The sequence below is a fragment of the Mucilaginibacter sp. GW821-FHT07G05 genome (assembly GCF_059418565.1).
This window is the reverse complement of sequence record NZ_JBWKQC010000001.1, coordinates 1,023,615-1,036,703: the sequence shown is the minus strand read 5'-3', so window position 1 is coordinate 1,036,703 and position 13,089 is coordinate 1,023,615. Positions and strand designations below refer to the sequence as shown.

Genomic DNA, 13,089 nt, shown 5'->3' with positions numbered 1-13,089 from the left:
ACCCGTAGTGTAAATACATTACGGGTTTTATTTTGATGTGTATTAAGCTTGTTTATTATATTTAGGCACCATTTAAATTGTATGCTTAAAAACCTGCTTATCACCCCGGTATTGTTAATAATTCTTTTGGGCAATGCCTTTGCGCAAATACCTACAGGCGCTGATGTTTGGCCGAATATCGAATCAGATATCAAGTGGAAAAATAACTTGCAGGATACCCGGCAAAAGTTGTTATCCATGCAGCAAAAAGCAATAAAGACTAACGACGATATTACACATGCCCGCTGCCTGTACAGCCTCCTCAAAATTAGCGATCAAATTACCGAAGATAGTCTGTATTTCAGGAATAGCGCTTTTATTGATACCATACTCAACAGTAAGTCGGCATCGTTAAAATTAAAAACGATGTTACACCTATTGCAGGCGCAACGTTTGGCAGGTTTTGGCAATAAATATCTGCGGTTTAAAAGAGAAACCTATCAAACGCCCAAATTACCAAATAACTATGCGGCCTTAAGTAATGCCCGGTTGGATAGCATGGCTTATAGCCACATAGCAACCGCCGCAAAGATCAATCCGTTCAAAGGCCCAATTGCCGATCTGTTATGGCTATCATCAACCCCGGATGTGTTTTTATTTGACGGAGCCGGTTTTAAGGATATTATTTATGCCGAACAGGTGGCAATGGCATCTAAAAATAATTATACTAATGATGAGCTTTGGATCAAGTTGCCATCGCCGGCTTTTCGTGCACGTTTAGATAGCGTTGCGACCTATGCAAAAAACAAGCTACCGGTACTTGCGGGTTATCAGCAATGGATGCAGGCCAACAAAGGTGATGAGCAAAAGGTAAGCTTTATTGAATCGTTGGCGCGTAAGTACGTCTGGATGAAAACCGATCAGGATTCGCTAAACACGTTACACTATACCAGATATCTTAACGAGTGCTTGAAGTCGCCGTATTCGGCTGTTAAGGCACATGGTATATATCAGCTTTGTTTATTATGGAATAAGGATGGTAAGCAATACTATTCTAATGACGATGAATCTTATAGCTGGAGAGCCGGAAACTCCTGGTACGCTAAATTCAATACTAAATATAAAAACAGTTTACAACAGGCTTTGAAGCTGTATAATGATAATGAAGCGCTTTTGTCAAATTATCGGCCGTTTTATAAAGTGCTGTACATAATGAAACAGCAAATTTTAGCGCCTGATATTAATATTGATACGCGTACAAACGTACTGCCAGGCAAAGATTTTGTTGCACATGTAAAATATAAAAATACAGGGCATTTATATTACAGGTTGATAAAAACAGGTATTGGTGCTTTACCTAAAGAATATAAATCAAGCGTACCCGAACGTTTTTTTAAAATAAAGCCTGCTTTTGAAGATAGCGTAGCATTACCCGAAATAGATGATCATAATACGCACAGCGCGTTTTTGAAATTACCGGGTTTGGAGTTGGGGCATTATTTATTATTATTTAGTGATAGTAAGCTCAGACCTGATAAGCGATATGTTTATCATATTGAAATTGAAATATCCAATATTTCCGCTTTTAATGATGATAACAGGGTATATGTAGTAAACCGCGAAACCGGCGTACCTATACCGGGCGCGGATGTTAAAATATATTCTTCTGATGTTTATACAGATACTTATTCATTGCTGGGCAACAAAACCGTGGTAGCGGATGGATCAGTGATTATTCCTTATGAAAATAGGGCTAAAAAACTATTGATCAGCAATGATAAGGATACTACTGAATATCAATACAGTGCACGTGAAAACGATGAGCCGGATGATATTTATGAAAAGGATGAAGACGATAATGAGCAAGACGAGGATAGTGGTTTAGCCGAGTATTACGAAGATAATATTAAAGTACACCTGTTTACCGATAGAAGTATTTACCGCCCGGGGCAGCAGGTGCATTACAAAGCCCTGTTTATTACCAAAAATCCTGAAACAGGCCAACCTATGCTGCTTAGCCGCGATAACCTGAAACCAGGTTACGCTAAAAAGAACTTTGATAAGTGGATAAAGGATATAGGCGAAAAGGTAATGCTCGAAAATCCCTTTAGTAAAATAGTCGACTCGGCGGCCATCGCCATAAATGAATTCGGCAGTTTCGCGGGCACATTTACCATACCCAAAACCGCCGCCACCGGCGATTGGGAGATAAACGTGGGGGACTTGCATACGGATTACCAAAACAGGGGTGAATTTAAAGTAGAAGAGTATAAGAGGCCAACCTTTGAGCTGGTTTTAGAGAAGCCTCGTAAAATGGTGAAAATGGGCGAGCCATTTAATATTAAGATAAAGGCACACCCGTTTAGCGGTGCCAATATGAATAACTTGCCTGTAAAGTATAAAATCACACGCTATTACGGCTCGATGGTGGTAGAAAGGCTGAGCAAAAAGAGAGCCCAATTGCCGTACGACTATAAGTTGATCGATAGCACCGGCATTACAGATGCAAATGGTGATATATCGATAACCATTAAGGATTCTTTATTAAAGCAATACCTATTCGCGGAACGCCCTTCAGACATTTCATACAACATTGAAGCCACAGCAACTGATGCTACAGATGAAACCATAGAATTATCTGAGAGTATTTCGGTGCCTGTTTTGCCTGTAAGTATCAATATCAAGCTCGAAAAATTGTATGATATTGTAAAAATGCCCGGCCTCAATGTAACTGCAACTGCTAATTTTGAAGGTAATGTTGATCGTAAAGTTGAGGTAAAACTATATAAGCTATCATCTTCAAAAGGCGCTGTTTACAATTATACCACTGTAGATCAATGGTTGTACCCACAGGCAGATTGGCAAAAGTGGTTCCCGCGTATTGAGTTGAAAGATGCGCCAAAGGATACGGTATTGGTATGGCAAACCACCATTAACACAGCTGCCGATAATATACTACGGTTGCCCGCCGGTAAGCTTAGCGCGGGCAAATATCAACTTATTGCTACCTGTAACGATGGCGGGGAGCTGAGCGGAAAATCGGAATACGGTTTTAGTTTATTCAATAGCCGATCAAAAGAATACGCCGGTGATGCTGATGAGTTTAATTTTTTGCCGGTAAACAGTGTAAAACCGGGTGATGTGCTTACCTGGCATACCGCCGCCGATAGTAAAACGTATTCTGTTTACCAGGTGCAATATATTGCGCTAAAGAAAAAGATCCCTCAAATACGCACTATATATCAGCATATTACCGAAGAGAAGGGAATAAGGATATTTCGTTTCCGCATACCCGCCGATGCTGCTACCGGGAAGGTGCTGTTGGCCAGGGCATATGTAAAAGATAACTATTTATATACTATTCAGCAAACAGCGTATTTATGGGAACCCAGGGAGATTGAGCCCGAAATTATTGTAGAAAAATATCGTAAAGTGATGGTGCCTGGCGCGAAAGAAAGCATTACACTTTCGGTTAAAACTAAAAGCGAGAATGTAGCAGCCGAAATACTTACAACGCTTTATGATGCAACGCTCGATAAATTGAACCAGCATCAATGGTTAAAACCCAACCTGGAAAAGGAGCAATTATACCTGAATAATAACTGGGAACGTACTTTGACAAGTAATGTTGCAGCCGGTGATGTGGGTAGCCGTATACCATTTAATAATGAAGATGATGTCCATTTTAAGACAGATGTAACTACTTATTTGCAAGGCAAGGTATCCGGTTTAAGTGTGTCTAATGCATCGGGGTTAAATGAGGTGGTAGTAGTTGCTTATCAAAAAAGTTATTCACTGGGGGCTTCTACAAGTGCAATCAGGATACGAGGTACGAACTCCTTAGCCGGAATGGGTAAGATACTTACCATAGTTGATGGCGTGGTGGTTGAAACCGATTTGAAAGATATTGACGCTTCGAAAATAACCGAGGCGATTATACTTAAAGGGGCCGATGCTTCGGCATTATATGGCGCACGCGCGGCGCAAGGGGTATTGGTGATAAGTACAAAAGGCCGTATTGTTTTGCCACAACCTGAGCCGCCCGTAGTAAAGGTGCGTAAGAATTTCAATGAAACCGCGTTCTTTTTTCCGCAGGTGCATGCCGATGCTAAGGGTTATTACACCTTTAGCTTTACCATGCCCGAAAGTGCCACCGAGTGGAACTGGAAAATACTGGCGCATACCCGTAATGCAAAATTCACTTATGCCGAACGTAAACTGCAAACACAATTAAACCTGATGGTGCAGCCCAACATACCCCGCTTGCTATACCAGGGCGATAAGATAAAACTGCAAAGCAGGGTAAGCAACCTCGATACCACGGCTATTAACGGAACGGTAACCTGCAAAATTGAAGATGCCGTTACCGGCGAAGATATTACTGCCAAACTGATCGCTGAAAATGATAAAGCCTTTAACGTTGGTAAAAAAAGCAGTGGTTCATGGGCTTTTATGCTGAACGTGCCTGCATCGCAAACCAATCCGCTTAAAATAGTGATAAGCGCGGCAACAAAAGGCGCGGCCGATGCCGAAGAGCATATTATTCCGGTATCATCATCACGGTTATTTATCAGGCAAAGCCTGCCCCTTAATTTTAATAATAAAACACAGTTAAACATATCATCTTTAAAACTGCCGGTAAATGCTTCGCTGTTTGGGATAGGCCTGTCTATTGGGCAAAAGCCGCAGGCTACTTTAATTAACGCGTTGCCTTGGCTGGCCAACTACTCCTATAACTGTGCCGAACAAACCTTTAATAAGCTGCGCGCGCAAGTCACTGCGGTAAGTTTAATGCGTACTGATACCGCGCTGCAAGCGGCTTACAGCAGAGCGGCGTCGACTGCAAAAACCGATACTGCAACCGCTATATTGCCAGATGAACTTGCCGATGAAACCATGCCATGGCTGGGCGCTGCAAACCAAACGGCCAAGCAGCAAAAGCAATTGCTCTTGCTATTTGATACCTTAAAAACCAATGCCGGTATAAAACTGCACCAGGAACGTTTATATAAACTACAACAGGCTGATGGTGGCCTCGCCTGGTTTGATGGAGGTAAGAGCAGTGATTATATCTCAGCTTACGTTCTGGCAGGGGTGGGGCAAATGAAACAAAGAGTTTGGTATTATAAAGCAGGTGAGATTAATGCTTATGAGGCATGGCTTAAACGGCTTACTGATTATGTACAGCAGCGTTTTACCCAGGCAAATGATCCATTTAAAGGCGAAGATAAATTATACCTTTTGTATGCCTTAGGTTATTGGCGAACATCAGCCCAAACAGTGCTATTTGCCGACAGGCTGAACGAAGTACTAACTTCTGAATGGAGGGGCGTTGATCAAACCGATCTGGAACGCCTGTCGTTGCTGATCATTAATACCCTGAGGTATACCCGTGCGGGTACCGTACTGCATAAAAAAGCCCTTGGCCAGCTCGAATCAATAAGGCAACAGGCCATTGTTGATAACGAGAACGGAACGCGCTGGAAGGCTTTGGCCGATGCTGATGAACTGAATAACTCGGCAGAAGAAACAGTAGCCATGCTGTCTGAAGCGTTTGGCTTAGCTGGTAAAAACGAAAAAATTGACGCTGGTATCATCAAATGGCTGCTTACCGCTAAAACTGAGGAACGGTGGAGCACCACTAAAGGAACTGCCGCGGCTATTGCTATGCTGCAAAAACAACAAGGCGAGGTATTGGGCAAAACAAAAACCATATCGGCTGCAATAGCGGGTAAGCAGGTAACGGTTTCTGATGGATTGCTTGACGGTGTACCATCAGCTTTTACACGTACAGGCGATTTGCCATCTGATATTGCTTTTACAGATAACAATCAAAACACGCGCGGCGCGGTAACATGGTATTACTTTGCCGAACCATCAGGAGCTGACACGCTTAACAAAGTGGTGAAAATAAGCAGGCAGCTTTACATACGTGATAAGAGCGGAAAGCAAATATTGCTACAACCTAATACTGTTTTAAAAACCGGAGATAAGGTAACCGTTAAGCTGAGTATTAATGCAGGTAAACGTTTAAAATTCGTATATATAAACGACCCCCGTTCGGCGGCGTTTGAGCCAAATCAATTGCAGAGTGGCTACGAGTACGGCGATGGTTTAAGCTACTACCAATCAGTGAGAGACGCGGGGATGCAATTTTTCACAGAGGCCATTCCAAGAGGTATTTCTACCATAACGTATGATCTGGTAGTAGCACATGAAGGGCAATTCACCGCAGGTCCGGTTTCGTTGCAGTGTATGTATCAACCATCAATTGCGGCTTACAGCAGCGCAATGCAGGTAACTACAACAGCGCAAGCCGAGCAGAAATAAATGTAACCGCCGATGATTTGACAGTTTATTACTAATACTACTTCAAATAAACCGTTTGCGTATAAGCGCCATTAGCCGCTACATCCCAGGCCTCAATACGTGCCCATTTGCGGCCTTTGAGGTTGGTGGTAAATGTAAAATCGCGGGTGCCAAAGGCTTTGGTGTTGTTCATGTCAATCTTTTGGCGATAGGTTTCTTTACCATCGCCGGAGATGATCTCAATAAAATTAAGCGGGAATGTCCAGTTTACTGATAGTGATATAATGGCGTTCCCTCTTTTATCCAGTTGTGCTGTTTCGCCCGCGCCTTTATCGTTAATGGTAAAAGACGGAAACAATACTTCGCCCGTAGTGGTGAAGAACTTGCCCTGCTGCATGGCGTTCACTACAGGCTGCCAGCCGTCATCGTAATCGGGTAGGTCGGCCAGTTGCAGGTAGTTCACGTTCATGTGGGCATACATTTCATTCTCGGGCTCAATAGTAAACAGGTCGGCTTCGCCAATCATGTGTTTCTTAAGTCCCCAGTTATTCATATCGTCCAGCAGGTCTAAAGCACGTTTGCCCATCCTCGGCAACGAAAGATCGGCCGGGATGTGTTTCCAGGCGGCTCCCATAAAGCGGTCCGACAGGTAGAAAGGTTCGTTCTTGTAAGCGTCCGGGAAACCGGTAGAACCTTTAGTACGCGCATGTGCTGTCCAGGCCAGGCCTTTTTCGGCTTCCAGTAATTTCAGCATATCCTGCTTATCGCCAATATGGTAAACCTTGCCGTGTTGCGGGTCTTCGGTAACAAAAGGCTGATCGGCCTTGCGCGACATGATCCAGTACACCGGCTTCGGAAAGAAATCCAGCCAGTGACCGCCAAAAAACTCGTTAGGTTCTTCGCCCGGTAACAGCAGGAAGGTTTTATCCGATAGCCTTTTGCACTGCTTAAACAGCGCGCTTAGCTCGGCAAGGCGTTTTTCGTCCGGTCCTTTTGGGTGAGCGGTGTAATGAAACTCGGCAAGGTGTACAATATTTACGCCCATGTTTTTAAACACCTTTACAAAATTGGGACTATCGGGCACAGGTTTATTAGCCATTACCACCTGCATTATAAACTCGTTATGGAAATGGCTCGCCATGGTTTTGTAACCCGATACAGGCTTGTAAACATCGTTATGCGTAAATCTTTTTACTTCAGCCAACAGCGGACCGGCCGCGCCATCGTCAAGCAAGCAATAAAAGTTGAGGCGCTGGTGGGTATTGGGTGGCGAGTTAAACCAGGGCACAAAACGGCGGTCACCTTCCAGATCCTGGCGAATGCCTATTCCGTAGCCTTTCAGCAGGTCGCGGTAGTTATTGCCAAACCACGTGAATTTCAGGTTGAAGGCTTCATCCAGAGGGTAAAAATATTGGTGTGGAGCCGGGAAAACAGCGAGGCTGCCATGTTCGCCTTCACCAATAATGGCGCGGTACTTTACGGCAAGGTTACGGCTGCTATCGGCGGCTTGCACGGTGTGGCTTTGCAGCTTGCTTTGTGTATCAGCCCAGCTAATGCTGCTCCACACGGGTTTTTTGCTGATGAGCGCCGCGTCATACAAAATAGCGGTCGAATCTTTTTGGGTGGTCATTACAGCAGCCACGTTAAACAACGGCGAACCATTGTAAAAGGTAACTTCTAAATAACCGCTAAAGCCCGGTGCCGATAAACCCGGTACCTTTACTACGGTGCGTGAACCATCGGTGGCTACGCTGGCATTCTGCTTTTTTAGGTCGATGGTGTATGACTGATGGGGCTTTTTAGGCACCTTATCAAAAAAGATGTTCCAGCCGTTTTGCGATATCAGGTCGCGCTTACCAACGGTTAAAATAAACCCCGGATCAAGCTCTGTGGCTATCTCCTTGTAGGCATTATCTTTTTGTATGCCGATGCTTTTAAACAGCGGCTGCTTGTTTTTAAGGTTAAAGGTTACCGAGCCTTGTTCGTTATTGCCCGATGGCCAGCTGATGCTTAACTGGCTGCCTTTGGCAATGGCTTTTACCTCGCCGTTACGCGTGAAATTTGAAAGATCTACAACAGATTGCGCCTTTACTATGAAAGGGGCAAGGAGTAAGATCAGGATCAGGTTTTTTCTCATGAGTTAGGTGTGATAGGCCATAAATATAGTAGTAAATTGTTTTTGCAAGGCTATAAAAATAAATTTCGTGCAGTTTTAATTAGTTAAAATATATGCTGTTAGCTATTAAAATTATGAAACACGCAATTGATTTATTAAGTTTATGCTGACTAAACTTATGAACAGGCTTATGATATATACCCAACAGTATATTTTTATACGCCGGCAATCACTCTTAAAACACAGGCTATGGCTCTAATTTTCATCCCCGCCGTATTTACTTTATTCGGCTTTATCGGCAAAAAAATGGGCCGGTCGTATTTTAAATGGGGATTGATAGGCATGGGAGCATTCGTAACTTTCCTGCTGCTTTGTTTACCCGTGTTGTTATTAAATAGCCCGGTGTTTAATATGCAGTTCTGGACATTTTGGGCGCCAGTAGTTAGCCTGTTGTTCACTTTGGGCATAGCGCTGTTAATAGCAAGAAAAAATAAAATAGTACTATATTAACCTGCATATTTGCCGCCGGTAAAAACAAAGAATAATACACCACTACTTATACCTATGGAGAAAAAGAAAGTACTGATAACCGGAGCAAGCAGGGGATTGGGTTTAGCCATCTCAAAAAAGCTATCGGCCGAGTACACTTTGATATTGCATGCCTCAAAACCCGAAAGCTTTACCCATGTTGAACCGGGCAGCCATATACTTTGCGCCGATCTTTCAGACGGGGAGCAATTAACCACCTTTTGCAAACAACTGAAAAAAGAACACGGCGATTCGTTATACGCGGTGATCAACAATGCAGGGCTTACGCACGATAAACCGCTGCTTTTTCAGCCCGAGCGCGAAATTGATGCCATGCTCAACGTAAACCTTAAGGCTCCTATACTCATCAATAAAACCGCTATGAAGATCTTTGGTTTAAACAAAACCGGGGTGATCATCAACATCAGTTCGGTAGTGGGCGAGAGCGGCCATGCCTTTCAATCGGTATACGCGGCTACAAAGGCGGGTTTGGTGGCCCTGTCACGCTCGTTGGCGCAGGAGGCAGGTGTATTAAGCGAGGATGGCCATAGTATTAGGGTGTTCAGCGTATCGCCGGGTTTTATAGAAACCGACATGACGGATGCTATCCCGCAGGTTGAAAAAGAGAAAATATTAAGCATGATACCCGCTAAACGTTTTGGCAAGGTTGATGACGTGGCCGATGCCATTGCCTTCCTGCTGTCAGACAAGGCGGCGTACATCAACGGAACCAACATACATATAAACGGCGGGCTTATATAAATGGAAAACAACGACATACTTGTAGGGATTGACCCGGCAACCATGCTGCTGCACGGCCCAACAAAACGATTGGTTGATAACTACCATTACCACTCGCCCAAGGTGGGGATTGTGGCAAGCTATACGCCAAAACCGCGCGATGTGGAAGATCACTTTGGTGTTTTTCGCGGGGTAGATCAAATTGAGGCCTTCGCGCAGGCGACTATAGTATCTTTGGCAACCTACCTCGAATCAAAAAAACATGGTTACACGGCAGATGATATGCGCGATAAATTTATCCCCGCGTTCATCAGCACCGGGCCCGTTTATTTCCATTACTATTTGGAAACAGGGGATACCTTTATTAATATTGGACAGATCAAGTTTTATAAATTCAGGCAGATGGTATGCGACGGCCGTATCTATAAAGTGCCCAAGGGGCTTGATCTGAATGCCTATTTTAGTGATTTTACTGATGAGCGTTTACTCGCTTACGATATCAGCAGCGAATTTAAGCTGGTAGCCGAACTGTTTGACATCACCGGCAGGGCAATAAAAAAAGAACTATTTGAAAAATAACATAAAGCAATATGGAAAGACAAGAAATTATTGATGGTTTAGTAGAGATCTTAAAAACTGTTAGAACAATTGATCCTGAAAGATTGAAGAACGTAACAGAAGAAACAGATTTCCGTGGCGACCTTAACACACCATCAACCGAACTCATCAATATTGCTGCAAAGGCCGAGCACAAGTTCGGTATTGAGTTTGAAGATGATGATATTGACGATTTAGGCTCAACCGTAAAGGATATTGTTGATTTGATTTTAAAGGTAAAAGCAAGGGGATAATACGATGCAGGTAGCGGGCAGAAAAGTGGCTGTAGTAGGCATGGGCGGGGCTTTCCCTACCTGTACCGGGCTTAATGATTTTAGCGAGAAGTTATTCGCTAACAAGAGCCTGATCAGGCAGTGGGACAAGGTAGCGCAATATGGCAAACAGATACGTTCAACCGTATCGGGCTATATTACCGAGGAGGAGATGGGGCTTGAAGCCGTTATAGCGCCTATTGCCGAAGATTATCCCGAAACTTATATTGATAAACTGGGCCGTATACCCGATGCCAACCTGGCCACTGCCGATATGGGCAGTATATGGGCCATGCTGGGCGCGCAGGATGCTACCAAAATTGCCGGATGGTCGAAAAGTGAAATAGAATCGGAGCAAACCGGGGTAGTGGTAGGTTCGGGCGGCGCGGGTAATTTGATACTGCGCATTGCCTGGCACCATTTCTTTCAGGAGGGCCGTAAAGCCCGTATCGCGGGTTCGCATACTATTGACCGTACCATGTTTTACCGTGACGCGGCCAATATATCATGCCTGTTGAAAACCAAGGGTGTTTGCGAGGCCATAGGTTCGGCATGCGCTACCGGTTTGGGTAACATTGGTTATGCCTACAGGTTGATCAAGTTCGGCATGCAGGACAGGGTAATTGCAGGTGGGGTAGAAGGCAGTTCGGTGGAAACCTTTGTAGGTTTCGACGGCATGATGGTGTTGAGCAAAGGCTTTACGCCCGAAGAAAGCTCCCGCCCGTTCGACCTGAACCGTAACGGTTTTGTATGCTCGTTTGGTGCCGGTATCGTCGCGCTGGAAGAATACGAAATGGCCAAAGCCCGTGGCGCCAATATTTTAGGTGTTATCGACGAATACTTTAATAATTCTGATGGCGACGGCGATATGTTCTATCCGTCATTCGCCGGCCAGCAGCGCATGTGGAAAGGTTTACTGAACGATCGAGGCGTAAAGCCCGATGTGGTAAAAGTGCACGGCACCTCAACCCCGGCAGGTGATGCTATTGAGTTGCTAAGCGTGGTAGATGCATTGGGCGATAGCGGTTACCATATTTCGGCGCCAAAATCGCAGTTTGGGCACATGCTGGGCGGCGCCGGTTCGGTAGAGTTTATTACCGCTTTACTGATGCTGGAGAACCAAAAGGTATTGCCATGCCTCAATTCATCTACGCTTAATCCCGAGTTGGAAATCTTCCAGAAAGCTGAAGGTTGGACCGGGCCGAAAAATCCATTGGCGGCATACCGCCATTTGGTACCGCAGGAAAGTTTTGCGAAGGAAATTAACAGCGTAGCCTGTTTAAATTACGGATTTGGCGGTACCAACAGCGCCATATCAGTTTCAAGGGATATATAAATGATTGATAATAAAGATAAAGTAGCGGTAGTTTTTGGTGTGCGGAACGAAAGTTCTATAGGATATGATATTGCTGTAAAGCTGCATCAGTCGGGCTGTAAGGTGGCTTTAAATTACGTTGACGATACTAAGGACGAAGTGCTGTACCTGATGGAAAAGAACGGTATGGATCCGCAATACTCGGCCCATGTTGATGTGCGCGACGAATTGCAGATCACCGCTTTTTTACAAAATGTATACAACAGTTTAGGGCCTATTGATTACATATTGCATGGCGTGGCCTACGGCAGTCAGCAGGTAATGTGCTACACTTTGCCGGGCAGTAACGAGCCGGCACCAGAGTATATCGATATTCCGTTTGAGGATTTGATGGATGCCTTTAATATCAGTTCCTACTCTTTTTTGAGGATCTGCCGTGTGGCGAAACCACTGCTGGCAAAAAACGCGTCGATATTAACGCTTACTTACAATGCTTCGCAGCGGGTATTTCCGGGTTATGCGGGCATGGGTATTTGCAAAGCGGCGTTAGAAAATATGGTGATGTACCTCGCCAGCTATTTTCGCGATTTGAACGTGCGGGTAAACGCTATTTCTGCCGGGTTGGTAATGACTACTTCCGCAGGCGGTATTTTGGGTGTGCGCAAACTGCGTAAGATAGGCAAGTTTACCGCGCCGCTGGGCAATATTGATGCCGGTGATGTAGGTGACGCGGCTTTGTATTATTTTTCAAGCCTGTCGAAAAAAGTAACAGGTAATATCCATTTTGTTGATGGCGGTTTTAACATAATGGGTCTTGGGGTTGATGGAGAGTAAATTGTTAAAAATAGTTGAAGATTTAGTGGGCGATAAAAGCTTTGCCATTGGCAATGATGTGGTATTGCTAACCGACTTTCAAAAATCATTTAATGATGTGTTTAAGAATAAAGTATACACTTTACCTGAAGTAAATTATTGCGATAGCTTCGATGACGCCCTGCTCCATTACGCCTCCACCTTCGCCGCTAAAGAGGCCGTTTACAAAGCCCTGAAACAACTGGACGATTCACCCATCGGCTGGAAAAAAATTGAGATCATACGCGGGAAGTTGGGTGGCAAGCCCGAAGTAATTATCCATCGTGATAATGCTCCGCAGGTAAGCCTCTCCATTACTCATGATGGCGATTATATATGGGCTGTGGCCTTAATAGCCACCGATAAATAAGCCGCATCCG

The 13,089-nt window shown here is 44.5% G+C and carries 9 protein-coding genes; 8 read left to right on the top strand and 1 reads right to left on the bottom strand.

What is annotated here, in order from left to right; genetic code table 11:
* The first annotated feature begins 81 nt into the window (after positions 1–81).
* Positions 82–6,309, top strand: a complete 6,228-nt coding sequence (locus AC07NA_RS04155) for an alpha-2-macroglobulin family protein (RefSeq protein WP_494895914.1) — start codon at positions 82–84, stop codon at positions 6,307–6,309.
* A 37-nt stretch (positions 6,310–6,346) separates the two neighbouring features.
* Here the strand turns inward: AC07NA_RS04155 and AC07NA_RS04150 are convergent, their stop codons facing one another.
* Positions 6,347–8,425, bottom strand: a complete 2,079-nt coding sequence (locus AC07NA_RS04150) for a CehA/McbA family metallohydrolase domain-containing protein (RefSeq protein ID WP_494895913.1) — start codon at positions 8,423–8,425, stop codon at positions 6,347–6,349.
* Positions 8,426–8,653: 228 nt separating this feature from the next.
* Here AC07NA_RS04150 and AC07NA_RS04145 point away from each other — a divergent pair, with 228 nt between their 5' ends.
* Genes AC07NA_RS04145 through AC07NA_RS04115 form a run of 7 tightly spaced genes read left to right on the top strand, consistent with a single transcriptional unit; the run spans position 8,654 to position 13,079 of the window.
* Entirely contained in the window at positions 8,654–8,914 is a 261-nt protein-coding gene (locus AC07NA_RS04145) for a hypothetical protein (RefSeq protein WP_494895912.1), read from the top strand.
* 54 nt (positions 8,915–8,968) lie between these two features.
* Positions 8,969–9,694, top strand: a complete 726-nt coding sequence (locus tag AC07NA_RS04140; RefSeq protein WP_494895911.1) for an SDR family oxidoreductase — start codon at positions 8,969–8,971, stop codon at positions 9,692–9,694.
* A complete protein-coding gene (locus tag AC07NA_RS04135) occupies positions 9,695–10,252 on the top strand; it encodes a hypothetical protein (RefSeq protein WP_494895910.1) in 558 nt (185 codons plus the stop codon).
* An 11-nt stretch (positions 10,253–10,263) separates the two neighbouring features.
* A complete protein-coding gene (locus AC07NA_RS04130) occupies positions 10,264–10,524 on the top strand; it encodes an acyl carrier protein (protein ID WP_345209538.1) in 261 nt (86 codons plus the stop codon).
* 4 nt (positions 10,525–10,528) lie between these two features.
* On the top strand, positions 10,529–11,878 hold the full coding sequence (locus AC07NA_RS04125; RefSeq protein WP_494895908.1) for a beta-ketoacyl-[acyl-carrier-protein] synthase family protein: 1,350 nt from the start codon (positions 10,529–10,531) through the stop codon (positions 11,876–11,878).
* Positions 11,879–12,691: an enoyl-ACP reductase FabI gene (locus AC07NA_RS04120; RefSeq protein ID WP_494895906.1), complete on the top strand. Its 813-nt coding sequence runs from the start codon at positions 11,879–11,881 to the stop codon at positions 12,689–12,691. It begins immediately after the preceding gene.
* Positions 12,681–13,079, top strand: a complete 399-nt coding sequence (locus AC07NA_RS04115; RefSeq protein WP_494895904.1) for a holo-ACP synthase — start codon at positions 12,681–12,683, stop codon at positions 13,077–13,079. Before AC07NA_RS04120 ends, AC07NA_RS04115 begins: the two co-directional genes overlap by 11 nt.
* The last annotated feature ends 10 nt before the right edge of the window (positions 13,080–13,089 follow it).